Source organism: Sphingomonas sp. LY54 (genome assembly GCF_035594035.1).
In the GTDB taxonomy this organism is placed as follows: domain Bacteria; phylum Pseudomonadota; class Alphaproteobacteria; order Sphingomonadales; family Sphingomonadaceae; genus Allosphingosinicella.
This window is the reverse complement of the sequence record NZ_CP141588.1, coordinates 3,174,647-3,200,063: the sequence shown is the minus strand read 5'-3', so window position 1 is coordinate 3,200,063 and position 25,417 is coordinate 3,174,647. Positions and strand designations below refer to the sequence as shown.

At 68.8% G+C, this 25,417-nt stretch carries 26 protein-coding genes and 1 tRNA gene; 8 read left to right on the top strand and 19 right to left on the bottom strand.

The genetic code is table 11. The features are described from left to right. Positions 1-12: 12 nt before the first annotated feature. On the bottom strand, positions 13-3,450 hold the full coding sequence (locus SH591_RS15805) for an autotransporter family protein (protein ID WP_324749918.1): 3,438 nt from the start codon (positions 3,448-3,450) through the stop codon (positions 13-15). A gap of 403 nt (positions 3,451-3,853) precedes the next feature. Between SH591_RS15805 and SH591_RS15800 the strand changes: the two genes are divergently transcribed. Then, complete coding sequence (locus SH591_RS15800; RefSeq protein WP_324749917.1) at positions 3,854-5,086, top strand: L,D-transpeptidase family protein; 1,233 nt, start codon at positions 3,854-3,856, stop codon at positions 5,084-5,086. 79 nt (positions 5,087-5,165) lie between these two features. Further along, positions 5,166-6,359 (top strand): L,D-transpeptidase family protein, encoded by a 1,194-nt coding sequence (locus tag SH591_RS15795; RefSeq protein ID WP_324749916.1) that lies wholly within the window; start codon positions 5,166-5,168, stop codon positions 6,357-6,359. Positions 6,360-6,368: 9 nt separating this feature from the next. Here SH591_RS15795 and folE read toward each other — a convergent pair whose 3' ends face one another. The 6 genes from folE to SH591_RS15765 form a co-directional block, all read right to left on the bottom strand. Then, positions 6,369-6,986 (bottom strand): GTP cyclohydrolase I FolE, encoded by a 618-nt coding sequence (gene folE, locus SH591_RS15790; RefSeq protein WP_324749915.1) that lies wholly within the window; start codon positions 6,984-6,986, stop codon positions 6,369-6,371. Between the two features lie 26 nt (positions 6,987-7,012). After that, positions 7,013-7,089: transfer RNA gene (locus SH591_RS15785), tRNA-Arg, on the bottom strand. Between the two features lie 36 nt (positions 7,090-7,125). Next, a complete protein-coding gene (locus SH591_RS15780; RefSeq protein ID WP_324749914.1) occupies positions 7,126-7,584 on the bottom strand; it encodes a DUF1178 family protein in 459 nt (152 codons plus the stop codon). Further along, positions 7,581-8,411 (bottom strand): carbon-nitrogen hydrolase family protein, encoded by an 831-nt coding sequence (locus tag SH591_RS15775; protein WP_324749913.1) that lies wholly within the window; start codon positions 8,409-8,411, stop codon positions 7,581-7,583. Before SH591_RS15775 ends, SH591_RS15780 begins: the two co-directional genes overlap by 4 nt. After that, positions 8,411-8,668: a glutaredoxin 3 gene (gene grxC / locus SH591_RS15770; RefSeq protein ID WP_324749911.1), complete on the bottom strand. Its 258-nt coding sequence runs from the start codon at positions 8,666-8,668 to the stop codon at positions 8,411-8,413. Before grxC ends, SH591_RS15775 begins: the two co-directional genes overlap by 1 nt. Positions 8,669-8,722: 54 nt before the next feature. Then, complete coding sequence (locus tag SH591_RS15765; RefSeq protein WP_324749910.1) at positions 8,723-9,466, bottom strand: ComF family protein; 744 nt, start codon at positions 9,464-9,466, stop codon at positions 8,723-8,725. Positions 9,467-9,510: 44 nt separating this feature from the next. On the opposite strand from SH591_RS15765, the gene SH591_RS15760 reads away from it, so the two are divergent. Further along, positions 9,511-10,371 carry a methyltransferase domain-containing protein gene (locus tag SH591_RS15760; RefSeq protein WP_324749909.1) on the top strand — a complete coding sequence of 287 codons (861 nt, stop codon included), beginning with the start codon at positions 9,511-9,513 and terminating at the stop codon, positions 10,369-10,371. Here SH591_RS15760 and SH591_RS15755 read toward each other — a convergent pair. Next, the gene (locus SH591_RS15755) at positions 10,368-10,769 is read right to left on the bottom strand and encodes a (deoxy)nucleoside triphosphate pyrophosphohydrolase (RefSeq protein ID WP_324749908.1); all 402 of its coding nucleotides are present in this window, start codon (positions 10,767-10,769) and stop codon (positions 10,368-10,370) included. The genes SH591_RS15760 and SH591_RS15755 overlap by 4 nt on opposite strands. Before the next feature lie 90 nt (positions 10,770-10,859). Here SH591_RS15755 and SH591_RS15750 point away from each other — a divergent pair, with 90 nt between their 5' ends. Both SH591_RS15750 and SH591_RS15745 read left to right on the top strand, forming a co-directional pair. Continuing rightward, the gene (locus tag SH591_RS15750) at positions 10,860-11,054 is read left to right on the top strand and encodes a Flp family type IVb pilin (protein WP_324749907.1); all 195 of its coding nucleotides are present in this window, start codon (positions 10,860-10,862) and stop codon (positions 11,052-11,054) included. Between the two features lie 111 nt (positions 11,055-11,165). Further along, positions 11,166-11,348, top strand: a complete 183-nt coding sequence (locus tag SH591_RS15745; protein WP_324749905.1) for a Flp family type IVb pilin — start codon at positions 11,166-11,168, stop codon at positions 11,346-11,348. Between the two features lie 62 nt (positions 11,349-11,410). Here SH591_RS15745 and SH591_RS15740 read toward each other — a convergent pair whose 3' ends face one another. The 5 genes from SH591_RS15740 to SH591_RS15720 all read right to left on the bottom strand — a co-directional run bounded on the left by SH591_RS15740 (position 11,411) and on the right by SH591_RS15720 (position 16,819). After that, positions 11,411-12,859 (bottom strand): M48 family metalloprotease, encoded by a 1,449-nt coding sequence (locus tag SH591_RS15740; protein ID WP_324749904.1) that lies wholly within the window; start codon positions 12,857-12,859, stop codon positions 11,411-11,413. Positions 12,860-12,938: 79 nt separating this feature from the next. Beyond that, positions 12,939-13,880: an acetyl-CoA carboxylase carboxyltransferase subunit alpha gene (locus tag SH591_RS15735; RefSeq protein WP_322830140.1), complete on the bottom strand. Its 942-nt coding sequence runs from the start codon at positions 13,878-13,880 to the stop codon at positions 12,939-12,941. 12 nt (positions 13,881-13,892) lie between these two features. Further along, positions 13,893-14,843, bottom strand: a complete 951-nt coding sequence (locus tag SH591_RS15730) for a tyrosine recombinase (RefSeq protein ID WP_324749903.1) — start codon at positions 14,841-14,843, stop codon at positions 13,893-13,895. A 34-nt stretch (positions 14,844-14,877) separates the two neighbouring features. Beyond that, positions 14,878-16,710 (bottom strand): hypothetical protein, encoded by a 1,833-nt coding sequence (locus tag SH591_RS15725; RefSeq protein WP_324749902.1) that lies wholly within the window; start codon positions 16,708-16,710, stop codon positions 14,878-14,880. Beyond that, on the bottom strand, positions 16,691-16,819 hold the full coding sequence (locus SH591_RS15720) for a hypothetical protein (RefSeq protein ID WP_324749901.1): 129 nt from the start codon (positions 16,817-16,819) through the stop codon (positions 16,691-16,693). Before SH591_RS15720 ends, SH591_RS15725 begins: the two co-directional genes overlap by 20 nt. Before the next feature lie 96 nt (positions 16,820-16,915). On the opposite strand from SH591_RS15720, the gene SH591_RS15715 reads away from it, so the two are divergent. Further along, on the top strand, positions 16,916-17,479 hold the full coding sequence (locus SH591_RS15715) for a shikimate kinase (RefSeq protein WP_324749900.1): 564 nt from the start codon (positions 16,916-16,918) through the stop codon (positions 17,477-17,479). Here SH591_RS15715 and SH591_RS15710 read toward each other — a convergent pair. From SH591_RS15710 to radA, 5 genes are read right to left on the bottom strand one after another with little or no spacing between them, the layout of a single operon-like run. Continuing rightward, the gene (locus SH591_RS15710) at positions 17,424-19,238 is read right to left on the bottom strand and encodes a monovalent cation:proton antiporter-2 (CPA2) family protein (RefSeq protein WP_324749899.1); all 1,815 of its coding nucleotides are present in this window, start codon (positions 19,236-19,238) and stop codon (positions 17,424-17,426) included. The two genes, SH591_RS15715 and SH591_RS15710, sit on opposite strands and share 56 nt — an antisense overlap. Next, positions 19,238-19,663, bottom strand: a complete 426-nt coding sequence (locus SH591_RS15705) for an iron-sulfur cluster assembly scaffold protein (RefSeq protein WP_324749898.1) — start codon at positions 19,661-19,663, stop codon at positions 19,238-19,240. The genes SH591_RS15710 and SH591_RS15705 overlap by 1 nt, the downstream gene beginning before the upstream one ends. A gap of 42 nt (positions 19,664-19,705) precedes the next feature. Further along, positions 19,706-21,016, bottom strand: a complete 1,311-nt coding sequence (gene cysS, locus SH591_RS15700) for a cysteine--tRNA ligase (protein ID WP_324749897.1) — start codon at positions 21,014-21,016, stop codon at positions 19,706-19,708. Beyond that, positions 21,013-21,561 (bottom strand): CvpA family protein, encoded by a 549-nt coding sequence (locus SH591_RS15695; protein WP_324749896.1) that lies wholly within the window; start codon positions 21,559-21,561, stop codon positions 21,013-21,015. The genes cysS and SH591_RS15695 overlap by 4 nt, the downstream gene beginning before the upstream one ends. Before the next feature lie 10 nt (positions 21,562-21,571). Next, a complete protein-coding gene (gene radA / locus SH591_RS15690) occupies positions 21,572-22,945 on the bottom strand; it encodes a DNA repair protein RadA (protein ID WP_324749895.1) in 1,374 nt (457 codons plus the stop codon). 126 nt (positions 22,946-23,071) lie between these two features. Here radA and SH591_RS15685 point away from each other — a divergent pair, with 126 nt between their 5' ends. Beyond that, entirely contained in the window at positions 23,072-23,392 is a 321-nt protein-coding gene (locus SH591_RS15685; RefSeq protein WP_322830130.1) for an HPF/RaiA family ribosome-associated protein, read from the top strand. Between the two features lie 45 nt (positions 23,393-23,437). Further along, positions 23,438-24,133 (top strand): endonuclease/exonuclease/phosphatase family protein, encoded by a 696-nt coding sequence (locus SH591_RS15680; protein WP_324749894.1) that lies wholly within the window; start codon positions 23,438-23,440, stop codon positions 24,131-24,133. Here SH591_RS15680 and SH591_RS15675 read toward each other — a convergent pair. After that, positions 24,105-25,385 (bottom strand): serine hydrolase domain-containing protein, encoded by a 1,281-nt coding sequence (locus SH591_RS15675; RefSeq protein WP_324749893.1) that lies wholly within the window; start codon positions 25,383-25,385, stop codon positions 24,105-24,107. The two genes, SH591_RS15680 and SH591_RS15675, sit on opposite strands and share 29 nt — an antisense overlap. Positions 25,386-25,417: the final 32 nt, after the last annotated feature.

Below are 25,417 nucleotides of genomic sequence, written 5' to 3'. Positions count from 1 at the left end.
ATCCCCTCCGGATCAGAAGCGGATCGTGAAATCCGCCATCGCGCGGTCATCGCGATAGTCGGTGCGGCCGAGGCTGGTCTCGAGCCCGGCGCCGAACTCGAGCTTGCCCCTGGTCAGCTTGAGGCCACCCTTGAGCTCGGCCCAATTGCTGTCGCCGCCGGCGATCGGCAGAGCGAAGGCATGATCCGGCGCATCGGCGAAGCGCACGGTCATGCCGTCATGGCCGCCGGACAGGTTCTGGACCAGATCGGCCTGCAGCTGCGGAGCGAAGGTCCAGCCGCCGAGCCTGGTCGAGCCGGACAGCTTGGCGCCGATCCGGGCGTCGAGCTGCTGCACCTTCAAATCGTCGAGCTGGAGCGCCGCGGCCCCGCCGGTCTCGCGATAGCCGCTGAGCGCGTAGGACGAATAGCCGACCGCCACGCGCGGCGTCACCATCAGCCCGTTGCCGAGGCCGAGATTGACCCCGGTCTCCGCCATCGCGCTGTAACGCGACGCCTTGGTCGCACCGGTCAGGTCGAACACGGCGTCGCCCGTGCTGGCATGGCGGTCGAGGCTGGCGCGGCTGTTCTCCGCAGCGGCAAGGCCGGCGACATAGAAGCCGTCGCCGAGCCGGTAGGAGCCGTAGACCGCGACCTGGCTCGATTTGGCCTCTGCCCGGTCATAGACGCTGCCTTGTGCGGAGTAACCGCTGGCATAGCCGAAGGCGGTGCCCAAAGTGGCGGCGTCGCCGACCGCCATTTCGAGACCCATGCCGATATGCCAGCTGCGCTGGCCGGCGCGGAATGCGGCGCGGCTGCCGTCCAGAGTCGCGGCGTTGGTGCGGATGCCGCCGGCGATGAAGCCCGACATGCCCGGCGGCAGCGCGCCCATCGTGCGCGTGGTCGGGATGATGCCGAGGCCCTGCTGCGCTGCCTGATCGACCGTGCCCGCGCTGAGCGCCATCAGCATCTCCGGGTTGCCGACGACGCTCATCTTGCCGCGCGCCCTGTCGGTGCCGAGCATCGACAGGCGGTCGCCGATCGTGGTCAGCATCACCCGGCTCTGCTCGTCCTGGAGCGCCCTTGCCTCGCCCGCCACGCGCGGCGCGAACCCGCTCAGCGTGTTGGCGAGATTGGTGCCGTCCATCCAGTCGACCGAGCCGTACAGGCCGTAGAGCGTGTCGTAGGATGTGAGGCGCAGCTGATCGAGCGCCGTGGCGAAGGCCATGGCGATCGGATTGCCGCCGGTGATGTGGTTCGCCAGGCTGCCCGAACGGAAGGTGGCGGTGACGCTGTTCGGCCCATAGGTCAGCTCGGGGCGCAGCACGCCCTGGAAGCCGTATATGGCGCCGAACGTGCCGCCGACGCCGCCGGAGGCGGTAGCGATGACGGCGCTGTCGCCATGTTTGGGGGCCGCGCCGATCTTGTTCATCACCAGATTGCCGTCGGACAGGACGAGCGCGCCGCCCACGGCGAGCTGGTCGGCCGAGCCGCGCGTGACATCAATCAGCAGGCCCGAGGCCGAGGCCAGGATCGTGTCGGCATTGACGTTCAAGGTGCCGATCGCCGCGCCCGCCGGCGCGACAACGCCGCCGACCACCGTCAGGAAATCGGCGTTGATCGTGCCCTTGCCCGAAAGCAGGCCGCTGACGACCAGCATCTCGTTCGTGTTGAGCGCGCCGTCGATGCGGGTCCAGCCGGAGCCCTGGGTGAATTCGGCCCACGTATTGAGCGTGCCGGTCGCGCCGATCGCCAGCACCGCGAGCGGGTTGTCGACCGTCATCATGTCGATCGTCGCGGCCTGGTTGAGCGTCGTGATGCCGGGGCGGCTCAGCGTCACGTCATAATAACGGGCTTTCTTGTAGAGGGCGGAATTGGCGCTGTTCACCGGCTCGACATTGTTGGGCACGAAATTGGTCGAGCCCGGGCCGCCGGCGGTGACGATCGGCGTGCCGGTGCCCGCGGGGGCGCCGGGGCCGTCGAACGTGGTGCAGTCCGCCTCCAGGAAGCAGAGCGTGCCGAACTTGTCGACCGCGCCGTCGGCGCCGCCCTGATGCGAATCCGGCACGCCGTTCAGCAGTTCGCCGTCCGGCCCGATGATCCCGTAATTGGGATCCATGTCCTGGACCCAGTGATTGGGATCGAACCAGTCGCCGATGCCCGCCTTGGCCGACGCATAAACGTAGGGATTGTTCTGGACGATATCCTCCCAGAACTGGAACAGGGGCGGATAGACGTTGAACTGGCCGTAGGTGGAGATGCCGCCGTTGAACGACCAGCTGCCCGTCAGGACCCCGACCACCACCGGCTTGTCGAACCTCTGGTCGACGATCAGCGGGCCGCCGGAATCGCCGCCCGCGGTCGCGCCCTCATTGGCGAGGGTGATGCCGCCGAGACCGTTGAAATCATAATAGCCGTTGTTGCGGCCGCCCGGGGGGGCGGTGTTGGTGAAGAAATTGGCCGGCAGATTGTCCGGATCGTGGTCGGGATCGTCGAAATCCAGCCAGTAGATCGCATGCTGGTGCGCCGCATAAGCGGTGTTGCCGGGATCGATCGCCGGGCTGTCGACCCAGTCATTGTTGGTCATCAGCGCGTCGATCATGTTCTCGGCGGAGCGCCGGCGATAGTCGATGCCGGCGAGGTTGCCGAGGCCGGACAGGCCGACGCCGGCGCCGCCATAGCCGGTGACGATGGCGTGGGTCGGGCCGTCGAGCGGCGAGAACAGCAGGGTCCAGGTCGGGATGTCCTTGACGTGGGTGTCGAGCGTCACCAGCGCGATATCCTGGTTGGCGAACTCGCCGCCGCCGCCGAGCGCGACCGGCTGCGCGCCGGTGCCGTACCAGACCTGGTTGGCGTTATAGATGTGGCGCGACGTGACCGTCTGGAAATTAGAGTCGCGCCACGTCTCGTACGGTCCCTTCTGCCCGGCCGGGCAGGTGAAGGGCAGCCCGCTGGCGTTGAAGCAGTTGCGGTTCAGCGACTCGAAGCCGAAGCTCAGCGGAATGCCCTGCGAGTTGAGCGGGGCGCCGCCCGTGCCGAAATTGCCGCTGACGCCGCCGCCCGAGCCGGTGTTGCTACCGTAACGGTGGGTCGGATTGTTGTAGAGGCAGTGCGCCGCCGTGATGACAGTGCGGGCATTGATCAACGAGCCGCTGCACAGGCTCAGGCCCGCCGTGGTCGGCCCGGTCTGGATGAACGCGATCTGCTGGCCGACGCCGTTGATCGAGCCGGCCGGATCGAGCACCTGCGGGGAATTGGAATAGACCGAGCCATTGCCCGGCGCGTTGATCCCGGGCAGCGCGCTCGGCGGACCGAGCGGCACTTCGTGATTGGCGACGATGTCGAGCGTCGCCGTCGGTATGGAGGCGCTGGGCCCGTTCTGCGCAAAGGCCGCGCCGCCCGCCATCATCGAAGCCGTCGAGGCCGCCGCCAGCAGCGACCGCCGCAGAATCACCAATCCCGCTGATTTCATCGCAAATGCTCCCCTGCACCGACCGACGAATGTCGAGTCGTGTCCGAGCACGAGGCGCGATCTTTGACGCTAACGGAGGAAATGACCGAGTCACCCCACCCGCTCCGACTTGAAAGCTATACGTTTGGAGCCGCATGTAAAGATCGCTTTTACTATCTTTACCTAGTCCTCGACTAACTATGCCTGGGGCTCACCTGACACTTCGTAGGTTATATCGAACGGTTTACTTCGCTCGACGAAAATGCGCGGCCGAGACGAACGCCGCTTGTTGCGCGACAGGGCTGCCGGTCGCCCGCTATCCCGTCTCCATCGCTTAGCGGCTGCGGGCACCCCCGCCTCCGGCCAGACAGCTTGCATCGCCGCGCGGAGAGCCGCGGCCCGATCCAGTCCGATGGAGACGAAGATGCGATTCAGCGCAGGCCGGCACATGCCCGGCGCAATGGCTTCCCTGGTCCTGCTCTCGGTGGGCGTGCTCGGGACGGGCGCCTCCGCCGGCCCCGTTCCCACGGTCGCCCCCGAAGCGGCGCCTGCGCCCGTCCGGGCCATGCACCTTTGGTCGGCCGACGCCCTCCGGGAACTCGCCGACGAAGTGCGCGCGGCCGAGCGCGAAGGGCTCGACAGCGCGGCCTATGACCTGCCCGCCCTCGACGCCGCCATCGTCCGCGGGGAAAGCGCCGACACCGACCGAATCGCCACCGCCGCCGCACTGGCGCTGGCGCGCGATTATTTGCAGGGACGGGTCGCCGACCGCAGCCGGTTCGGCTGGCATATCGAGCGCGGCGAGGATGGCGGCAGCCTCGCCGCCGGCCTGCAGGGCGCCGTCCGCGACGGCCGCGTCCAGCCTTGGCTGCGCAGCCTGCTGCCGTCCGACCCGCGCTACGCCGCGCTGCGCGCCGCTTATGCCGGCGAGAGCGACCCGACGATGCGCGATCGGCTGCGCGCCAATCTCGAACGCTGGCGCTGGATGCCGCGGCGGCTGGGCGACGACCATATCTATGTCAACGTGCCGAGCTACACGCTGGACCTGGTCGAGGACGGCAAGCCGGTCACTTCCTATACGGTCGTGGTCGGCGCGCCCAAGACGCCGACGCCGCAGATTGCGAGCCACGCCCGGGCACTGGTCGTCAATCCGTGGTGGAACGTGCCGCGCAGCATCGCCGGCAGCATTCGCCCCGGTGCCGGCAAGGGCTATGTCTTTTCGGGCGGCGCGGTGCGCCAGCGTCCCGGCCCCGGCAATGCGCTCGGCAAGGTCAAGATCGACATGCCCAACCCGCACGCCATCTACCTCCACGATACGCCGTCCAAGCACCTGTTCGGCGAAAGCTCGCGCGCGTTCAGCCACGGCTGCATCCGGGTGAAGGACGTCGAACGGCTCGCCGCCGAGCTGGCCGAGCGCGACGCCGGCGATGCCGATGCCGTCCGCCAGGCGCTGGCAGGCTCCGCCACCCGCACGCTCGCCTTGCCCAAGGCGCGCCCGGTCTATCTGGTCTATTTCACGCTCGACGCCGCGCCGGACGGGGCGATCGTCCGCTACGAGGACCCCTATGGGCGCGACGCCAAGCTGATCGCCAGCCTCGACCGCCCGGTGCGCTACGCCGCGCGCGCGGCCGCGGCTGCAACGGCAACCGGATCGTGAGCGAAAACGTTGGGACAGCGGAAAATCTTGCGTTAGGCTGAGGCTGCCGGGTCGCCCGGTGCCGCCATCGGAGGTGAGAATGCCGTTCAGCGTCGGCAGAGCTGCGGAGAAGCTTGCGCTTTTCGGCCTGTCGACGGGGGTCGCCATCTTCCTCACCACGGCGACGATGCCGCCCGGCCCGATCCTGCCGGACGGCGCCGCTCGCGCCGCCGCCGAGGCGCCACCGCCTTTCTGGTCCGCCGACGCGTTGCGCGATCTCCACGCAGAACTGAATGCTGCGGCCGGGGAAGGCCTCGATCCGGCGGACTACGGGCCCGAGACCCTGGCCGCGCTGGCGCTCAGCGGCGACCGCGCCCGCACCGACGATGCCGCGACGGCGGCCGCGCTGCGGCTCGCGCGCGATTATGCGTTCGGTCGCGTCGATCCGGCCCGCTTCGACTGGCATATCGAGCGCTACGGCCCCGACGCCGAGACGCTCGCCTATGGGCTCGAGGCCGCCGTCCGTGCCAATCGGGTGCGGGACTGGCTGCGGGGCCTGCTGCCGTCCGACGAACGATATGCCGCCCTGCGCGCGGCCTATGCCGATGCGGAGGCCCCTGCGACGCGCGACCGCCTGCGCGCCAATCTGGAGCGCTGGCGCTGGATGCCGCGCGAGATCGGCTCCGATTATGTGTTAGTCAACGTCCCGGCCTATCGGCTGCAATTGTTCGAGGACGGAACGCCGGTCGCCGCCCACGACGTGATCGTCGGCAAGCCCTCCACGCCGACGCCGCAGATCGCGGTCCCTGCCCTCTCGCTGGTGGTCAATCCATGGTGGAGCGTGCCGCCGAGCATCGCCCGCCGCATGGGCCGCAGCGCGAGCGGTTTTGATTATTCGGGCGGGGTGTTTCGCCAGCCGCCCGGGCCGCGCAACGCGCTCGGCAAGATCAAGCTCGACATGCCCAACCCGCAGCTCATCTATCTGCACGACACGCCTGCCAAGGGCCTGTTCGCGGCCTCCACCCGCACGTTCAGCAACGGCTGCATCAGGGTCAAGGACATGGACGAACTCGCAGCCGACCTGCTCGAGTTGGACGGATCGAGCCCGTCGCGGCTGCGTCGCGCGATGGCCGGGTGGGCGACCCGCACCGTCGCCCTCGAGCGTTTCCGGCCGGTCTATCTCGTCTATTTCACGGCCGAAGCAGACGCCGACGGCCGGCTCACCCTGCACGCCGATCCCTACGGCCGCGACGCGCGCCTGATCGCCAGCCTCAATAAGCTGCGAACGGCCTGAAGCGACCGATCAATAGCCCATCAGGGCCAGCACCTCGCGGCGACTACGCTCGTCGTTGCGGAACACGCCCATCATCCGGCTGGTGGTCATCATCACGCCGGGCGTATGGACGCCACGCGCGGTCATGCAGGCGTGGCTCGCCTCGATCACGACGGCCACGCCGTGCGGCTTCAAATGCTCCCAGATCGCGTCCGCCACCTGCGCGGTCAGCCGCTCCTGAACCTGCAGGCGCCGCGCGAAGCCGTGCAGCACCCGCGCCAGCTTGGAGATGCCGACGACGCGGTCGCTCGGCAGATAGGCGATCGCCGCCTTGCCGATAATCGGCGCCATGTGATGCTCGCAATGCGACTGGAACGGTATGTCCCGGAGCAAAACGATCTCGTCATAACCGCCGACCTCCTCGAAGGTGCGGTCGAGATGGTGCGCCGGATCCTCCCGATAGCCACGGGCATATTCGCGCCACGCGCGGGCTACCCGAGCCGGCGTTTCGAGCAGGCCTTCGCGCGACGGATCGTCGCCGGCCCAGCGGATCAGGGTCCGCACAGCCTCCTGCACGTCGTCGGGCACCGAAACCTTCGGGGAGGGGCGGACCAGATCGCCGTCGCTGGGCTCATCGGCTCCGTTCATCATTCTTCCCCGTTGCTCAAGACAAATGGTGACCCCGACAGGATTCGAACCTGTGGCCTACTGATTAGGAATCAGTTGCTCTATCCTGCTGAGCTACGGGGCCGACCGAGGGCGTGGTTAGGCCGGGCGCGGCGCTCGGTCAATTCTCCTGCCCCGGCTCGACCACCGGGAATGGCAGCGGCGCGACGGTGATTCCTTCCTCGATCAGACTCTGCGTCTGCTGGGGCGTGGCGCGGCCGTGGATGGAGCGGGCGTCGGCCTCGCCGAGATGGATCGCGCGGGCTTCGTCGGCGAAGCGGTCGCCGACAAAGTCCGAGGTTTCGAGCATCTTGCGCTGGGCGACGGCCAGCGCGGCCAGCATCGTCTTCATCTTGGCCGGATCGGCGCTCATCACCGAAGCGGCGGACGACGCATCGCCCCCGCGATTGCCCTTGGCCGCGACATTGGGCGCCATCACGGCCTTCTCGACCTCGGGATCGCCGCACATCGGACATTCCACGAGCCAGCGCCGGCGCTGGTCCTCATAATCCTCGGTCGAGCCGAACCACGCCTCGAAGACGTGACCCTTGCTCAGGCATTTCAAGTCAAAGACGATCATGGCATCAATTCGGGTTCGCCGATCGGCCGGCGGTGAGCGATGGCAGGGAGGCGACGGCGCACCTCGTCCACCTGGGCGACGTCCACGTCGGCGAAGCCCACTCCGGGCTCGCTTCCCATGTCGAGCAGCACCTTACCCCATGGATCGACGACGAGCGAGTGGCCGAACGTGTCGCGGCCGTCCTCGTGGCGTCCGGCCTGGGCGGCGGCGACCACGAACGCGCCCGCCTCGATCGCGCGGGCGCGGAGCAGGACATGCCAATGGGCCTGCCCGGTCGGCACGGTAAAGGCCGCCGGAATGGCCAGGATGGTCGCGCCGGCCCCGGTCAGCGCGCGATACAGATCGGGAAAGCGAAGATCGTAGCAGATCGAGAGGCCGAGCCTTCCGAGCGGCGTCTCCGCCACCACCGCGCGCTCGCCGCCGGCATAGGAAGCGGATTCGCGCCAGCTCTCGCCGGTCGGGAGATCGACGTCGAACAGATGGATCTTGTCGTAGCGGGCGCGGATTGCGCCGTTGGAATCGATCAGGAAGCCGCGGTTGACGAGCCGCCCATCGCCGCGCTCGCCCTTCAGCGCCAGCGAGCCGATATGGACCCAGAGACCGGTTCGGGCGGCGGCTTCGCGCACCGCCGCGAGCACGGGATCCTGCGCCTCGTCGGAGAGATGCGCCGCGGCTCGATCGCGGTCGCGGTCGAGCAGCCCGCTCATCTCGGGCGTGAACAGGATCGTCGCGCCGCCCGCCGCAGCTTCCTCCACGGCAGCCACGAGCGTGACCGCATTGGCGACCGGATCGATCCCGGTCCGGGCCTGATGGACGGCGATCCGCATCAGGCGGTCAGCAGTGCGTCGAGCTTTCCCATCCGATCGAGCGAGGCCAGATCGTCCGAGCCGCCGACATGGTGGTCGTCGATGAAGATCTGCGGCACCGTGGTCTTGCCCTGGGCGCGCTGGATCATCGCCGCGCGCTTCTCCTGGTCGCTGGCGATGTCGATCTCTTCATAATCGACGCCCTTGCTCTCGAGCAGCGCCTTGGCGCGGGCGCAATAAGGGCAGAAGGGCTTGGTGTAGATTTCGACGCGCGGCATGGTGGCTCCTGTTGCGAGGCGTGCGGCCCGACTGGCGGGTCAGCGCCGTCTTTGTCAATCACTGCCGCCGACAACTCGCGCCCAGCACAGAATGTTCACCGCGCTCGCCCCGGCGCGCTTCAGCGCCCGGGCGCAGCCATTGGCGGTGGCGCCGGTCGTATAGACGTCGTCGACCAGCACGATTCTACGGCCGCGCAGGACGGGCTTCATCCTGTTGTCGACCCGAAATGCGCCGCGCACGGCGAGCGCGCGCTGCGAGCGATTGAGGCCGCGCAGCGACGGCGTCGCTTTCGCGCGGGTCAGGAGGTCGAGGCGCGTCTCCAGTCCGGTCCCCCGGCCCAGCGCTGAAACGATCAGGGCCGATTGATTGTAGCCGCGCTTCCAGATTCGCCAGCGGTGCAGCGGCACCGGCGCGAGGATCGCGTCGGCCGACGGATCGAGATGGCGGCGCATGAAGTGCGCGAGCGTCAGGGCGACGCCTGGCCGGCCGGCATATTTGAGCTTCAGCGCGACGTTGCGGGCAATCTCGCCATAAGCCACCGCAGCGCGAAGGCTGTCGAACGCCGGCGGGCTCGCCAGGCAGGCACCGCATTCGACGCCGGCGCCGCGATCATAGTCGAACGGCAGGCCGCAGCGCGCGCAACAGGGCTCGCCCAGAAAGTGGAGTTTCTGCCAGCAGGCGAGGCAGAAGCGGTGCTCGTCCTCGGTCACTTCGCCGCAGCCCGGGCAGCGCGGCGGCAGCGCGAAATCGACAATCTGTCGGATGGCGGCGCGCGCCGCCCCGGCCGGCAACAGCATGCCAGCCCTTGTCTGCCTGAAGGCGCGGCGCCACAAGGCCCGCAATGACCGAGGACAAGCCTTTCGACCGCCAGCTGCGCCGGCGCCGCCGCGACCGTGCCGCCGGCCGGTTCGCCGCGGCGGACTATCTCCACCGCCTCGCCGCCGAGGAACTGCTCGCCCGGCTCGACTGGGTGAAACGCGATTTCCACGAGGCGCTCGCGCTCGGCTGCGCGGGCCAATTCGTATCGGAACGGCTGCGCGAGCGCGGCCTCAACGTGACGACGGCGGACTCGGGCGCGGCGTTCGCGCGCACGGCGGGCGGCGTCCAGTGCGACGAAGACCGCCTTCCCTTCGCGGACGGCGCCTTCGACCTGATCCTTTCGGTCGGAAGCCTCGACTCGGTCAACGATCTGCCCGGCGCGCTCACCCTGATCCGGCGCGCGCTGAGGCCCGACGGGCTGTTCCTCGCCGCCTTCGCCGGCGCGGGCAGCCTGCCGCGGCTGCGCAGCGCCATGGCGGCGGCGGACGCGGCCGAGACCGGCGGCGCCTCGGCCCGGATCCATCCGCAGATCGACGTGCGCGCGGCGGGCGACCTGCTGATGCGTGCCGACTTCGCTCTGCCGGTGGTCGACAGCGAGCCGGTCACGGTGCGCTTCGCCGACCTCGGCAAGCTCCTGGCGGATCTGCGCGCGATGGGCGCGACCAACATCCTGCAGACGCGCGACCGCCGCCCGCTCGGCCGGCTCGGGCTGGCGGCGGCTTATGCCGATTTCGCCGCCCAGGCCGACGCCGACGGCAAGACACCGGAGCGGTTCGACATACTCTATCTGATCGGCTGGGCGCCCTCGCCCGACCAGCCGCGGCCGGCACAGCGCGGCAGCGCCACCGCCTCGCTCGCCGCGACCCTGAAGGCGCCGCGCTAGATCAACGCGTCGAGCAAGGCGATCAGCGGCTTGTCGGCCGGCGGCATTTCGAGCGCGAACATCTGGTTGGGGCGCACCCATTTGAGCGCGGTCGCATCGAGCGGCTGCGGCTGGCCGCGCCACTTGCGGCAGACGTAGAGCAGGAGCAGCAGATGCCGGCCCGAGAGATCGGCGCTGGCGAAGGTCGCGGGGGCGATGCAGGCCTCGTCGGTCTCGATGCCGAGCTCCTCGGCCAGCTCGCGGATCAAAGCCGCCTCCGGCCTCTCGCCGGGCTCGACCTTGCCGCCCGGGAATTCCCAGAGGCCTTCCATATGGCGTCCGGGCGCGCGCTGCTGGAGCAGGACGCGTCCATCTGCGTCCACCAAGGCCGCCGCGACTACGACGATCGTCTCTCTCATTGCCAACCCGGCTGCTCCACTAGGAATTTGTTAACGGCGTTCGGATATCCAGATGCCTGAGGAATTCCACCCTTTTATCGTGGGGACGAAATGGTGCGCCGGATCTGCAAGCTTCTCAGTGACATCCGCGGCGCAACGGCCATCGAATATGGCCTCATCGTTTCCCTGATCGTGATCGCCATCATCGGCGCCCTCGTCCAGGTCGCCGGCACGACCGTCGGCATCTGGAGCGACGTCTCGGCCAACGTCACCGAGTCCAGCGGTACGGCCCGAGGCACGGATTAAAGGTTTGGAAACTTCCGCCGCTTAATCTTCGAAAGGTTCGCTCCGCTGATCCAGAACGGGGGAGTGATCTGGAAGTGTGGACTTCCACTCTGTTGGAACAGGAGACCGGACATGAAATTCATCAACAAGCTCTTCAAGAACGAAAAGGGCGCGACCGCCATTGAATACGGCCTGATCGCTGCTCTGATCGCCGTCGCCGCCATCACCGCGATGTCGGGCCTCGGCAACACCCTTGAGACCACCTTCGACACCGTCAACACCAGCATGGCTGCGGGTTCGACGACGACCCCGTAAGCGACGGCTTACTTGAACTCGAGCGGGCGGCGAAACCAGGTTTCGCCGCCCGTTTTCGATTCCTAGCGCGTGCCGTAGACGACCAGTTTCACCTTCTGTCCGGGCGTGAGCCTGCTGTTCGCCGCCAGCGAGTTCAGCGCCAGGAAGCGCTCCATCTGGTAATTGCCATAGGCCATGCGGCCGGCCAGCGACTGCACGGTGTCGCCCGACCGCACCGTCACCACATCGATCACGCGCGGACGGATCGCCGCCGCCTCGTTCGCCGACATCCGCGTCAGCGAATTGATCATTCCGCTAAACGGCCCGATGCCGGTACCGGCGCGCGTCATCATCGCGAAATGATACATTCGACCTGAATCGAACTGATAGGCGAACACGGTGAGGTCCACCTGGCCCTGCTGGGTGTTGACCCGCGCCGTGCTGTAGGCAGCGGGGATGCCGTTGATCGTGGTGCTGCGCGGCTGCGGCACATTGACCTGGGCCTGGCCGGCCAGCGACTGATAGACCTGCGCGATATAGTTGGAGATGCCGCCGCTATAGGCTCCGCCACCGAACAGCGCCTGGCCGCTCGACCCGGAGATGGTGACCGCGCGGGTGCCGTTCTGGATGCCGAAGCCCTGCGGAACGCTGAACTTCAGGCGCAGGTCGGGATGAAGGAATTGCTGGCCGTCGACGATGCCCTGCTTGGGATCGTCGTCGTAGAGCATGCCGTCGACCATGTTGAGGAACTGGTCGCGGTTGCGGACGGCGGCGCCGCGCGGTGTCTTGGCAACGACCTGGTTGGCGCGCTTGACGCGGTCGGCGCTGAGCGGATGGGTCCGCGCCCAGCTCGGCGTCGTGCGCGCGTCGCGACCGTTGAGCCGATCGTCGAGCGCACTCGCTTCGCCGAGCGAGGCGAGCAGGCTCGCCGAAGCGGTCGGGTCGTAGCCCGCCGCGGCCATGTAGCGGACGCCCAGGGCGTCGGCTTCATATTCCTGGCTGCGCGAGTAGCTGAGCAGGAAACCCTGCCCCACCTGCCCCGCCAACTGGCCAAGCTGGCTGGACCCGGTGACCGCGCCGACCAGGACCGCACCGATCTGGCTGAGGAGCCCGCGATTCTGGCGCTGCTTGCTGTGATTGCCGGCGATGTGGCCGACCTCGTGACCGAGCACCGAGGCGAGCTCAGCCTCGTCATCCATCAGGCCTAGCAATTGGCGCGTGATATAGACGTATCCGCCGGGGACGGCGAAGGCGTTCAGCACCGGCGAGTTCAGCGTGGTGATCGTGTAGCTGTTTCCGCCGCCCTGCACGTTGGAATAATTGGCGACCTTGCGGCCGACATTGGTGACATAGGCGGCGCGCGTGGCGTCGATCGTGCCACCGAACTCCTCGATAATCTGGGGATGCTGCTGGGCGGCCTGCTGCATCGCGCTTGGCGAGATGGCGCGCACCTTCTGGGCGGCCACCGGCACGGCCATGGCCGTGCAGATCGCGGCCGTTGCAGAGAGCGCGATCAGCGTCTTCGATGGCATGGGAAATACTCCTTACTCGGAACGGTATCGGTCCGAATAACCGGGCAAGCGATGCGATGTTCCGTGGCGCCCCGGGCGCTCAGCCGATGGCGAGGAACTTGGCGCGGCGTTCGGCGCGGATTTCGGCCGGCGCCATGCCTTGATAGCGGGCCAATTCCTCCTCGATCGCGGCCCCGAGCGACGCGATCGCCTCGCCCGGCTGGCGATGGGCGCCGCCGAGCGGTTCGGGCACGATGCGTTCGATCACGCCCAATTGCTTCAGATCCTGGGCGGTGACCCGCATCGCTTCGGCCGCGTCGGCGGCCTTGTCGGCGGTCCGCCACAGGATCGAGGCGCAGCCTTCGGGCGAGATCACGGCATAGACCGAATGTTCGAGCATCAGCACGCGATTGGCCGCGGCGATGGCGATGGCGCCGCCCGAACCGCCCTCGCCGACGATCGCAGCGACCAGCGGCACCGAGAGCGACAGGCAGGCTTCGGTCGAGCGGGCAATGGCTTCGGCCTGGCCGCGCTCCTCGGCCTGGACGCCCGGAAAGGCGCCGGCGGTGTCGACCAAGGTGACCACCGGCAGGCCGAAGCGGTCGGCGAGGTGCATCAGCCGGATCGCCTTGCGATAGCCCTCGGGCTTGGCCATCCCGAAATTGTGCTTGAGGCGCGACGCGGTGTCGTCGCCTTTCTCGTGGCCGATCAGCATCACCTTGCGGCCGTTCATCTTGCCGAGCCCGCCGATGATCGCCTGATCGTCGGCGAAGCCGCGGTCGCCGGCGAGCGGCACGAACTCGTCGACCAGAGCCGAGACATAATCCTTGAAATGCGGCCGCTCCGGGTGGCGGGCGACCTGCGTCTTCTGCCACGGCGTCAGCCTGCCATAGGTGTCACGCAGCAGCTTCTCGGACTTGGCCTCGAGCTTCTCGATCTCGGCGTCGATGTTGAGCGATCCCGCCTGCGCCGTGTCGCGCAGTTCGGTGACGCGGGCGTCCAGCTCCGCAATGGGTTTTTCGAAATCGAGGAAGGTGGCCATGGACGCGGGTGGTTAGGGTGCCTTGGCCGGCTCGTCAACGGCGGGACGTGGCCGGGCGTCGGCGAGCGGATGGCGGCTATTGACCAGGTCGATTAGCCGGCGCGAGTCGACATGGGTGTAGATTTGCGTCGTGGCGATGTCGGCATGGCCCAAAAGGAGCTGCAGCGCGCGCAGGTCCGCGCCCCCTTCCAGCAAATGGGTGGCAAAAGCATGGCGCAGCACGTGCGGACTGATCCGATCCGGTGGAATCCCCGCTGCCGCCGCCAGGGCCTTGATGAGCTGGTAAAGACGCACCCGGCTGAGATGCTTCTTGCCCGACGGGAACAGCCAGGGCGAGTCGCGCGGCACCAGCGCGCTCCATTCGGCCACGGCCGCCCGCGCGCGGTCGGAGATCGGCACGAGCCGCTCCCGCTCCCCCTTGCCGCGCAGAATCAAGAACGGCTTGTCCGGCGACACGGCGTTGCGCGGCAGCGAAACCAGCTCGGTGGCGCGGAGCCCGGACCCGTAGAGCAATTCGACCAGGGCGGCCAGCCGGAGCGAGGCCGGATCTCCGACCTCGCGTCTCCGGCGCTCGATCTCGGCGAACAGCGAATCGATGGCGGCATGGTCGAGGATCTTGGGCAAGGCGCGCGCACCGGCGGGGCGCGGCAAAGCGGCGGAAGGATCGTCGGCGCGCAGCCCCTCGTCCTGGAGAAAGGCGAAGAAGCGGCGCAGCGCCGCCGCCTTGCGCGCCACGGTGGTGCGCTTCAATGGCAGCCACGCCTCGCCAAGGGCCTTCAGCTCTTCCGCGCCCGCAGCGGCGATCCCGCCCGGCAGCAATTGCGACGCGCCGCGCAGGTCGGTTTCGTAGGCGGCCAGGGTGTTGCGGGCGGCGCCCGCCTCCGCCGCCATCATTTCCAGGAAGGCGGCGATCAGCTGCCTGTCCTCGCCGGTCCGGCCCGACGCATGATCCGGGCTGGTCATGCCCGCATCACGAGAGGAGCCGATTCAGGGCCATCTATCCGCGGGCCACGGCCTCGGCAGCGATCATGCGGGCCTCGTAGCCGAGTCCCACCCGACGCAGCGCACTGACGATCTGGTAGAGATGCTCGGGCGGTACGCCCGCCCAGCCGCCGGTCTGCATGCCGACCGCGGCGAGCAGGGCGACGGTCCCAGGCTGGCGACCCTGCACCGCGCGCTCGAGCATATCGGTCCAGCCGTTGCGCTGGCCGATGCGCACGCCGAGATCGCCCGCGAGCTGGTCGCGCGCGCCGGCATCGAGCCGGTCGAGCCCGGCCAGCGCCGCAAACAGCAGGCGCGTGCGATGGCTGTCCTTGCTTTCGTCGCCGTCGCGGAACGCTTCCACGCGCGCCGGGCTGATCTCGACCGCGGGATCGGCAGAGGCCGTCGCGAGCAAGGCCCAGGCGAGATGCCCCGCCTCGCCGTCGAGCGCTTCGACCACGCCGGACCAGCGCGCCGCCTGCTGGTCGTAACCGGCGGTCAGCATCGAGGCGAGGAGATCGGGAATGTCGTTGCCGAATGCGGGATTGGGCGCCAGCCGCGCCGCCGCGCTCGCGGTCAGGATCGAGCGGGCGTGACGCTCGGTCGGGTTCTTCGCTTCCTCCCAGAGCGCGCGCATCGCCGCGACGCGGGCCTGCCCGGTGCGCGCGATATAGGTCTGGCGGAGCCGCCCAGCCACCGATTCGCTCATTTCCGAGGGGTCGGTGGCGTCGCCGATCAGGCTGAACATCTCGACCAGCGAGGCATTGGAGAACACGCCGAGCGAGGCGGCGGTATAGGCCGCGCCGACTCTCTGCTCGAGCGGGAGCATCGGCGCCCGCGCCTGCCAGGCGCGCATGTGGGGGCTGGCCGCGCCCATCAGCCTTTCCGGAATCTCGACTCCGGTTGCGGCAGCCAGGCCGAAACGCCAGCTGTTGAGGCTGTCGACCGGCTCCCATTCGACGGTCACCGCGCGGCGGGTATTCTCGCCCGATCCGACCACTTTCTCGGCGAGCACGAGGTCGATGCCGCCGATGCGGCCGCGGCGGCGGGTCTGCTCGATCACCGAGCTGGCGCGGCCCGCTTCGCCCGAGAGCGAGGCGCAGATCGCGTCGCCAAGGACCCAGACCGGCTCGTCCGAGGTCTTGCGGCCCGGCTCGATCAGCGGGCACAATGCAGCCGGATCGGCGGTCGCCAGCGCCGTCTGGACCGCGACCGAGAACATCTTGGGCGTGAATTGGTCGACGTCGATCGACTGGACCAGCATCCGTGCGGCATCGGCTTCGCCCATGCGCAGCAACAGCCAGGCGCGCTCGGCGGCCCAATCGACCGGCTGCACGGACGCCGGCGCGGGGACGCGCGACAGCAGGGCCCGGCGCAACAGCATCGAATTCCAGCGCGACGGCAGCGGCGCATCGAGGCGGCGCATCAACGTCGAGAGAAAGCGGCCGTCGGCGCCCGCGAACGCATCGGCGCCGAGGCCCCAATTGCCGCGTTCGAGCACGCCGACCACGTCGACCGGGCGGCGCGAGGCGTCGGGGATCTCGATCGGCGGCGGAAGGTTGGCGAGCGCTTCGAGATCTTCGTCCGACGCATTCTCGATGACCGTCTCCAGCCCCCCGAGGCTGCGCGGGGCGGCCGGCGCGGCGCGGGGCGCAGAAGGCTGAGCCGTGGACGGCGCGGCGGGAGCCGGGGTCGTCGGGGGGACCGGCGGGGGCAGCGCCTTGGGATCGCCGAAGCCGGGCGGCAACAGCGATTCCGGGGCCTGGGCGTTCTGGCCGATGGCTGGGATCGCGGCGGCCAGGGCGGCGACGCCGCCCAGCGCCAGGATCTTACTGCGCCAGTGCTTCATTCGTCACATCTTGCTCGATGCGCTGCGGCGCGACCTCGGTGTCGCGCATGGCGAGGTAGATCAGGCCGGCGACAAGCGCGACGAGCAGGACCAGGAGGATCATCGGCATCGGCGAGCGACGCCGCCGGGGAGCGGAAAGGGACGAGTACTTAGCCATGCCGGGCCTTTTGCCCCACCTCACCCGCTTATGTATAGCCCTGCCTTGATGGCTTCCTCTCTTCCTCGCCCCGATCGGTCGATCGTCCTCGTCGGCCTCATGGGGGTCGGCAAATCCACGATCGGCAAAAGGCTCGCCCGCCGGCTGGGCCTCGGCTTCATCGATTCCGACGACGAGATCGAGCGCGTCGCCGACCATTCGATCACCGAGATCTTCGACCGCTTCGGCGAGCCCAGCTTCCGCGACGGGGAACGCCGCGTCATCGCCCGGCTGGTGGACGGCGCGCCCAAGGTAATCGCCACGGGCGGCGGCGCCTTCATCGATCCCGAGACCCGCGCCATGATCCTGGAGCGCTGCATCGCCATCTGGCTCGACGCCGACATCGACACTCTGGCGGACCGGGTTTCGCGCCGCGACCACCGCCCGCTGCTGCGCGACAAGGACCCGAGGGCGGTGCTGCGCGCGCTCGCCGAGGCGCGCAACCCGATCTACGCCGAGGCGCATCTCCACGTACGCAGCCAGGCCTCCCCGCACGACCGCGCCGTCGATCAGATCCTTACGGCGCTGGCGCAGCGGGTGCAGGGGCCGGGTCCGACTCTTCCGCTGCGATAGGATTGTCGGGCCGGAACATGATGTCCTGGCTGGCATGGATGTCGCCCGTTTCGCTCTGGCTCGCGAGTCGCTCGATGTCCCGCCGCCGATATTCGTGCTCGACCCGCGCCGCCTCCTCGTCGCCGACGAAGCGCGCCAGCGCATCGCGCCCCATATGCACCGCCGATTCGAAGAGTTCGCGGTAGGCGCCGGCTAGATCGAGGCGGCCGATATCCATCAAATGGATGCGGTCATAGGCGCGCACGAAGACCGACGTCTGCGGGAAGGCCTCCAGGATCGGTTCGAGCTTCGCCGCGGTAAGGCCGTTGCCGTCGATGCAGAATAACAGGCTCTGCGCCTCCCCCGCCCCGGCCGCGCGCAGCAGGTCGAGCCGCGTGCCGTCGCCATAATAGACCTTGGCTCCGAAGGCGCCGGCGAGCTCAATCTGGCTCGGCTTGGAATCAACCAAAGTGACGGTGATCCCCTTGGCCATCAGCATCTGCGCCACGGTCTGCCCGAAGCGACCGTAGCCGACGACGATGGCGCGCGTCTCCGGCGAGCTCTCGGGACCTTCGAGCTCCCTGCCCGCGGCCCGTCCTGACCGCCGGTCGAACCAGTCGTTGAACATCATCAGGAACGGCGTCGACGCCATCGACACCGTGACGATCGCGCTGAACAGGCTCGCCGCCTCGGGCGCGATCAGCCGCGCCGCCTGCGCCGCGCCGAACAGCACGAACGCGAACTCGCCGCCCTGGCTGAGCAGCAATCCGAGCTTCAAGGCGGGTCGCGACTCGATGCCGAACGCTCGTGCGAGGGCGAACAGGACCGCCGCCTTGGCGGCGATCAGCGTCGCCGCCATTCCCAGCACGAAGAACGGCCGCTCGGCGATCGCGCCCAGATCGAGCATCATGCCGACCGCGACGAAGAACATGCCGAGCAGGATCGACCGGAACGGCTCGATATCGACCTCGAGCTCGTGCCGGTACGGCGAATCGGCCAGCATCACCCCGGCGACGAATGCGCCGAGCGCCGTGGAGAGGCTCAGCGACTGCATCACAGCCGCCGCCGCGAGCACCGTGAACAGGCCGGCGACGACAAACAATTCGCGTTCGCTGACCCGGCCGACGATCCGAAAGAGCGGGCTGATCAGATAGCGCCCGGCCAGCACCAGCCCGACGATCGCGCCGACCGTGTACAGGCCGAGCTGCCAGCCCGGCGGACTTCCCGGTTCGGCCGGCACCCGCGAGAGCGCCGCGATGATCGTGATCAGGGGCACGATCGAGAGGTCCTGGAAGAGCAGGATCGAGAAGGTGCGCTCGCCGCTGCGCGTGTTGATCGAGCCGTCCGAACGCAGGCTCGGCAGCACCTGCGCGGTCGAGGACAAAGCCAGCGGCAGCCCGATCGCCAGCGACGCCTGCCAGGTGAAGCCGGTAAAGGCGTAGACCAAAGCGGCGAGCACGAGCCCGCTCGCGACGACTTGGAGCAGGCCGAGGCCGAAAATGTCGTGCTTCAGCCGCCACAGCCGGCTGGGATGGAGCTCGAGCCCGACCAGGAAGAGCAGCAGAACGATGCCGAAGTCGGCGATGTGGAGCAGGCTCTCGCCGGCCGAGACCCATCCGAACCCGTGCGGCCCGACCAGGGCGCCCGCGATCAGATAACCGAGTACAGCGCCGAGCCCGAGGCGGCGGAACAGCGTGACGAACAGCAGCGCCGCGCCGAGCATGATCACGCCGTCGCGCAGCACCAAAGAAGCGGTGTGCGCGGCGGCCTCGGCTTCCATCAGCCGACGGCCCGCGCAGCCGCTTCGGCGACGGCCTCGAAGGGGAGCAGGATCGAGGGGTGCCGCGCCTTGTAGGGCCGCGCCCGGGCGAGCACGTCCAGCCCCGGCCATGGGCCCGGATCGTCTCGGTCCCCGGCCAGAAAGGCGGCGAGCGCATCGCGCGCCGCGGCCAGCTCGCCTTCGTCGCGGCCGATCGCATGGGCGCCCATCAAGGCGGCCGAAGCCTGGCCGAGCGCGCAGGCCTTCACCTCCTGTCCGAGCGCCGCTACCCGCCCTTCCCCGTCGAGCACGACGTCGACCGCGACCCGGCTCCCGCAGACCGGCGAGCGCTTCTCGGCGGTCGCCTGCGGGTGGTCGAGCCGACGCTGGTGCGGGATCGAAGCCGCCAGCCGGAGAATGTCGCGATTATAGAGGGCGGTAGTCACCGCGCCGATATAGGCGCGGCAGCGGCCGTTGGCGAGCGCCGGCTAGGCCCGGCGCCAAGTCGTCCCGGCCGGCCCGTCCTCGAGCAGGATGCCGTCGGCGGTGAGTTCGGCGCGAATCCGGTCCGCCTCGGCGAAGTCACGATTCTTCTTGGCTGCCGCCCGCGCCTCGATGCGCTCCTCGACGCCGCTGTCGCCCTCGCCCTGGAACCATTGGGTCGCGCCGGTGCCGAGCAGCCCGAGCAGGACCGCGCTGGCCCGTAGCGTCGCCGGATCGTGGATCGCGACGAGCCGCGACAGCGCCAGCGGCGTATTGAGGTCGTCGGCCAGCGCTTCGATCACGGTCGGCTCGGCCTCGCCCCCGATGGCGTCGCCCGCCGCGCGATAGAGACGGTCGAGCGTCGCCTTGCTCTGGGCGATGAGCTGGGACGACCATTCGAGCGGCTGGCGATAATGGGCCGAGAGCAGGGCCAGGCGCAAAGTCTCGCCCTTGTGGCCCTCGCTCAGCAGCTCACCGACCGTAACGACGTTGCCGAGGCTCTTCGACATCTTCTCGCCGCCCGCCATCGAGAGGAAGCCGTTGTGCAGCCAGTAGCGCGCGAGCGGCGCGCCGCCATGCGCGCAGCGGCTCTGCGCGATCTCGTTCTCGTGATGCGGGAAGATGAGATCGTGGCCGCCGGCATGGATGTCGATCGTCTCGCCGAGATGCTTCTCGATCATCGCCGAGCATTCGATATGCCAGCCCGGCCGGCCCCGGCCCCACGGGCTATCCCAGCCGATCACGCCTTCGGGCGAGGGCTTCCACAGCACGAAATCGGCCGGGTCCTTCTTGTAGGAAGCGACCTCGACGCGGGCGCCGGCGACCATGGCGTCGCGGTCGCGGCGGCCGAGCGCGCCGTACTCGGGATCGGAGGGGACGTGGAACAGGACATGGCCGTCCGCCTCATAGGCGTGGCCGGTCTCGATCAGCCGCCCGATCATGGCGATCATCTCGCCGATATGCTCGGTCGCGCGCGGCATGTAGGTCGTCGGCAGCACGCCGAGCGCGCCCATGTCGTCGAGGAAGAGCTGCTCGTAGCGCTCGGTGACGACCGACGGGTCGACGCCCTCGGCGCGGGCGGCGTCGATGATCTTGTCGTCGACGTCGGTGAAGTTGCGCGCATAGGCGAGGCTGTCCGGCCCGTAACGGTGGCGGATCAGCCGGGCGAGCACGTCGAACACGACATAGGGCCGGGCATTGCCGATATGGGCGCGGTTGTAGACCGTCGGGCCGCACACATACATCGTCACGCGAGACTCATCCGCTGGCTCGAAGTCGCGCTTCGCCCGCGCCATCGTGTCGTGCAGGCGGATCATCGGCTGCTCGCCTTATTCTCGCCGATCACCTCGTCGGGCTCGCGCTCGCGGCGCGCCTCGACGAAGTCGACGATCGCGCGGCCGCTGGCGTTGAGCAACGGATAGGTGCGCGAAGTCGCCATCCATTGCGGCCGCTCCGACGCCTTGCCCCAGATCGTGTCGTAGACGAGGTTCGCGGCGAGATAGAGCAAGGTCGCGCCGATCAGGCCCTTCAGCGCGCCGAAGCCCGCGCCGAGCACGCGGTCGACCGGGCCGATCACCGAGCTGCGCGTGGCGCCGCCGATCCGGCCGGCGATCAGCTTGCCGGCGACGAAGACGATGCCGAAGATCAGGGCGAAGGCCAGTACCGACGCGCCGGACGGCGTGCCGACCGGCCCCTCCAGCCCTGCGCTGACGGGACCGTGGAAGAATTTGAGGGCGACGATCGCCGCCACCCAGGCGCCGAGCGAGAGCACCTCGCCGACGAAGCCGCGCAGGAAGCCGAAGAACAGGCCGCCGCCGACAAGCAGCAGCACGATGATGTCGAAAGCAGTAAGACCAGCCATGAGACGGGCGCTACTGGCGGCCCAGCAGATGGTCAACGAGTTCGCCGAGCGTGCGGAAGCGGGTGAGGCCGAGCGGGCTCTTCTCGCCGGCCAGCGACGAAGGCACATAGGCCTTCTCGAAGCCGAGCTTGGCTGACTCCTTGAGGCGCAGCGCGCCGTGCGAGACCGGGCGGAGCTCGCCCGACAGGGCGACCTCGCCGAATGCCACCGTCTCCGCCGGCACGGGCCGCTCGGCCAGAGCCGAGACCAAGGCGGCGGCGACCGCGAGGTCGGCCGCGGGATCGCTGACGCGGTAGCCGCCGGCGATGTTGAGATAGACTTCGGCGGTCGAGAAACTGAGGCCGCAGCGCGCTTCCAGCACGGCGAGGATCATCGCCAGTCGCCCCGAATCCCAGCCGACCACCGCCCGCCGCGGCGTCGCGCCGCTCGCCAGCCGCACCGTCAGCGCCTGGATCTCGACCAATACCGGCCGTGTGCCCTCGAGCGCCGGAAAGACGGTCGCGCCCGACACGGCCTCGCCGCGATGGGTGAGGAACAGGGCCGAAGGGTTGGCGACCTCGGTCAGCCCTTCTTCCTGCATTGCGAACACGCCGATCTCGTCGGTGCCACCGAAGCGGTTCTTGGCGGCGCGCAGGATGCGGTACTGGTGGCTGCGCTCGCCCTCGAAGCTCAGCACCGTGTCGACCATATGTTCGAGCACGCGCGGCCCGGCGATGCTGCCGTCCTTGGTGACGTGCCCGACCAGCACCACCGCCGTGCCCGATTCCTTGGCGAATCGGATCAGTTCCTGGGCCGAGGCGCGGACCTGGCTGACCGTTCCCGGCGCACCCTCGATCAGGTCGGAATGCATCGTCTGGATCGAATCGATGATCAGCAGAGCGGGCGGCGCGCTTTCCCCCATCGTCGTCAGGATATCGCGCACCGACGTTGCGGCGGCCAGCTGCACCGGCGCCTTGCCGAGTCCGAGCCGGCGCGCGCGCAGCCGCACCTGGTCGGCCGCTTCCTCGCCGGAAATATAGGCGACCGGGGCGCCGCGGCTGGCGAGATTGGCCGCCGCCTGCAATAGCAAGGTCGACTTGCCGATCCCGGGGTCGCCGCCGATCAGGGTCGCCGAGCCGGCGACGAGGCCGCCGCCGAGCGCGCGGTCGAATTCCTTGATCCCGGTCGACAGCCGGTCGGGCAGGCGCACGTCGGCGTCGAGCCCGACCAGCTCGACCGCTCTCCCGCCCGTGCGCAGATCGTGCCGCGCCGAAAAAGGCGTCACAACCGCGGCCGTGTCCTCGACCAGGCTGTTCCATTCGGAGCAGTCGCTGCACTGCCCTTGCCAGCGGCTGCTGACCGAGCCGCACGCCTGGCACACATATCTCTTGCGCACTTTCGCCATCGCCTTCGACTAGCCGCCCGCCGCCGCTCCATCCAGCGCAATCGCGGCCGGTTGCGGTAAAGACCGTGGGAACGGCTTCGCCCTCTCCTTCATTGTCGGCATGAGAACATAAGAAGGAGACCGAACTTGTTCATCCAGATCCACACCGACAACCAGATCGACAGCAGCGACGATCGCGCCGCCCGCATCGAGGAGCGCGTGCGCGAGCGGCTCGGGCGCTTCGAGGAACGGCTGACCCATGTCGCCATTCACGTCTCGGACGTGAACGGCCCACGCGGCGGGACGGACCTGCGTTGCACGCTCGAGGCCCGGGCGAGCGGCCTGCAGCCGGTGGCGGTGACGGAGAATGGAGCGACGGTGGACAAGGCGATCCTGGGTGCGGCCAACAAGGCGGCGCGCGCTCTGGACCACAGCCTGGGCAAGGAATCGGGCCGCGCCCGGGCCTGATCCTGCATTGACGCCGGGGCCGGCGCCCCCTTTATGCAGGCCGACATGATCCGCGTCGCCAGCTACAATATGCGCAAAGCGATCGGGACCGACCGCCGGCGTCGGCCCGAGCGCACCCTGGAGGTGCTGCGCGAGGTCGACGCGGACGTGGTCGCGCTGCAGGAGGCCGATCGCCGCTTCGGCGCCCGCCTCAGCGCTTTGCCGTTCCACATGATCGAGGAGCATAGCGACTATAAGCCGGTGCCGTTCGAGGCGCGGCAGGGCAGCATCGGCTGGCACGGCAACGCCATGCTCGTGAAGCGCGACGTCGAGATCATCGATCGCGAGATATTGCACATCCCGTCGCTCGAGCCGCGCGGCGCCGTACTCGCCGACCTCAGCGTCAATGGCACCCACATTCGCGTCGTCGGCATGCACCTCGATCTTTCCGGCCTGTGGCGCCGGCGGCAGGCGCATGCAATCCTCGCCCACCTCGCCAACCGCCACGACCAGCCGCCGACGATTTTGATGGGCGACCTCAACGAGTGGAGCGTGAACGGCGGCTGCCTGCGCGACTTCGGCCACCATTTCCGCTTCGCCGATTGCGGGCGCAGCTTCCACGCGCGGCGGCCGATCGCGCAGCTCGACCGGATCATGGCCAGCGACGGGCTGGAGATATTGGAGAGCGGCGCCCATTTCAGCGCCGCATCTCGCAAGGCCTCCGATCACCTGCCTATCTGGGCGAACCTCCGTCTGGCGTGAGCATTTCCTGCGGCTGCGGCGACGGCCCGGTCTTGCCGTCGAGATCCAGCCAGTCCTTGCGCGGCAACTTGTAGATCATGTCCATGACCTCGAACTCGAGCCCGCCCGGCTTCGCCGTCGACGAGTTCCACAGCGCGACCACGCCGCTCTTCCGCTCGGGATCGAACATGATCAGCGAGCGGTAGCCGGTGACGCCGCCGCGATGGCCGATCACATTGTGCCCGGCATAATCATAGACCCGCCAGCCGAGGCCGTAGCTCGCGGCGTTCAGCCGCTCGCGAAACTTGCGCATGCGCGCGCGTTCGCCAGGCGTCGCTGCGCGCGGCGCCTGGACGCTTTCCAGCACCTTGGCCGGAAGCACATCGGGCTCCTCGCCCATCTGCGCCTTCATCCAGATCGCGAGGTCCTTGATCGAGCTGTTGACGCCGCCCGCGGCAGGCACGCGATAATAGCTGTCGGTGACCTCCACCGGCCGCGAATTCTTGCCGCCGCGATGGGGCTTGGCCCAGCTCTTGGCGCCGAGCAGGCCGTCCCGCGTGAGCGTGGCGCTGCGCATGCCGAGCGGAAGGAACAGGCGGTCGCGCACCGCCTCCTGGTAGCTCTGGCCGGTGACGCTCTCGACGATCTCGCTGGCCGCGTCATAAGCGACATTCTGATACGAATGGCAGTTGCCGACCGGGCAGATCGCGTTGAGCGTCGCCAGATTGGCGCGCAGCATCCGCGCGTCGCCGCCATCCTCCAGGCGCGCGTCATTCGCATGGCCAAACAGGCCAAGCCGATGCGACAACAGGTCGGAAACCGTCGCCTTATGCTCGTTGCCGCCCGGCAGGCGCAGCGAGGCCGAATATTTGGAGATGGGCTCGTAGAGCGAAAGCTTGCCCTCGTCGGCGAGCTTGGCGACCATGTCGGCGGCCACCCCCTTGGAGACGCTGGCCCAGCGGAAGATCGTGTCGGTGGTGACCGGTTCGCCGGTCCCGGCGTCGGTGACGCCATAGCCCTTCAGGAAGCGGATCTCGCCGTCCTCGACCACGCCGACCGCGAGGCCGACCATCGCATCCTCCTCCACCAGGCGCTGCAGCCGCGCATCGAGCCGGCCATAGTCGACCAGGCTCGGGCCCTTGCGCTTGGCCTCGCCGATCGCCAGCGCGCCGGCGTCATTGCCCTTGATCTGCTCGGGAACGGGCTGCCAGTTGAACGAAACGCTGGTCGACGCCCACGCCGTCAGCAGCAATCCGGCCGCGGCGGCCGACACATAGAAGGCTTTCCTGTTCAGCCTTCCTCTCC

Bases quoted from the DNA above. Each gene is read 5' to 3' on its own strand.
- SH591_RS15750 (WP_324749907.1), top strand. From the start codon at position 10,860: ATGGTGCGCCGGATCTGCAAGCTTCTCAGTGACATCCGCGGCGCAACG.
- SH591_RS15680 (WP_324749894.1), top strand. From the start codon at position 23,438: ATGATCCGCGTCGCCAGCTACAATATGCGCAAAGCGATCGGGACCGAC.
- SH591_RS15795 (WP_324749916.1), top strand. From the start codon at position 5,166: ATGCCGTTCAGCGTCGGCAGAGCTGCGGAGAAGCTTGCGCTTTTCGGC.
- SH591_RS15780 (WP_324749914.1), bottom strand. From the start codon at position 7,584: ATGATCGTCTTTGACTTGAAATGCCTGAGCAAGGGTCACGTCTTCGAG.
- radA (WP_324749895.1), bottom strand. From the start codon at position 22,945: ATGGCGAAAGTGCGCAAGAGATATGTGTGCCAGGCGTGCGGCTCGGTC.
- SH591_RS15710 (WP_324749899.1), bottom strand. From the start codon at position 19,238: ATGGAAGCCGAGGCCGCCGCGCACACCGCTTCTTTGGTGCTGCGCGAC.
- SH591_RS15695 (WP_324749896.1), bottom strand. From the start codon at position 21,561: ATGGCTGGTCTTACTGCTTTCGACATCATCGTGCTGCTGCTTGTCGGC.
- SH591_RS15800 (WP_324749917.1), top strand. From the start codon at position 3,854: ATGCGATTCAGCGCAGGCCGGCACATGCCCGGCGCAATGGCTTCCCTG.
- SH591_RS15775 (WP_324749913.1), bottom strand. From the start codon at position 8,411: ATGCGGATCGCCGTCCATCAGGCCCGGACCGGGATCGATCCGGTCGCC.
- cysS (WP_324749897.1), bottom strand. From the start codon at position 21,016: ATGATCCGCCTGCACGACACGATGGCGCGGGCGAAGCGCGACTTCGAG.
- SH591_RS15755 (WP_324749908.1), bottom strand. From the start codon at position 10,769: ATGAGAGAGACGATCGTCGTAGTCGCGGCGGCCTTGGTGGACGCAGAT.
- SH591_RS15765 (WP_324749910.1), bottom strand. From the start codon at position 9,466: ATGCTGTTGCCGGCCGGGGCGGCGCGCGCCGCCATCCGACAGATTGTC.
- SH591_RS15760 (WP_324749909.1), top strand. From the start codon at position 9,511: ATGACCGAGGACAAGCCTTTCGACCGCCAGCTGCGCCGGCGCCGCCGC.
- SH591_RS15740 (WP_324749904.1), bottom strand. From the start codon at position 12,859: ATGCCATCGAAGACGCTGATCGCGCTCTCTGCAACGGCCGCGATCTGC.
- SH591_RS15735 (WP_322830140.1), bottom strand. From the start codon at position 13,880: ATGGCCACCTTCCTCGATTTCGAAAAACCCATTGCGGAGCTGGACGCC.
- grxC (WP_324749911.1), bottom strand. From the start codon at position 8,668: ATGCCGCGCGTCGAAATCTACACCAAGCCCTTCTGCCCTTATTGCGCC.
- SH591_RS15805 (WP_324749918.1), bottom strand. From the start codon at position 3,450: ATGAAATCAGCGGGATTGGTGATTCTGCGGCGGTCGCTGCTGGCGGCG.
- SH591_RS15745 (WP_324749905.1), top strand. From the start codon at position 11,166: ATGAAATTCATCAACAAGCTCTTCAAGAACGAAAAGGGCGCGACCGCC.
- folE (WP_324749915.1), bottom strand. From the start codon at position 6,986: ATGAACGGAGCCGATGAGCCCAGCGACGGCGATCTGGTCCGCCCCTCC.
- SH591_RS15725 (WP_324749902.1), bottom strand. From the start codon at position 16,710: ATGAAGCACTGGCGCAGTAAGATCCTGGCGCTGGGCGGCGTCGCCGCC.
- SH591_RS15730 (WP_324749903.1), bottom strand. From the start codon at position 14,843: ATGACCAGCCCGGATCATGCGTCGGGCCGGACCGGCGAGGACAGGCAG.
- SH591_RS15715 (WP_324749900.1), top strand. From the start codon at position 16,916: ATGGCTTCCTCTCTTCCTCGCCCCGATCGGTCGATCGTCCTCGTCGGC.
- SH591_RS15720 (WP_324749901.1), bottom strand. From the start codon at position 16,819: ATGCCGATGATCCTCCTGGTCCTGCTCGTCGCGCTTGTCGCCGGCCTG.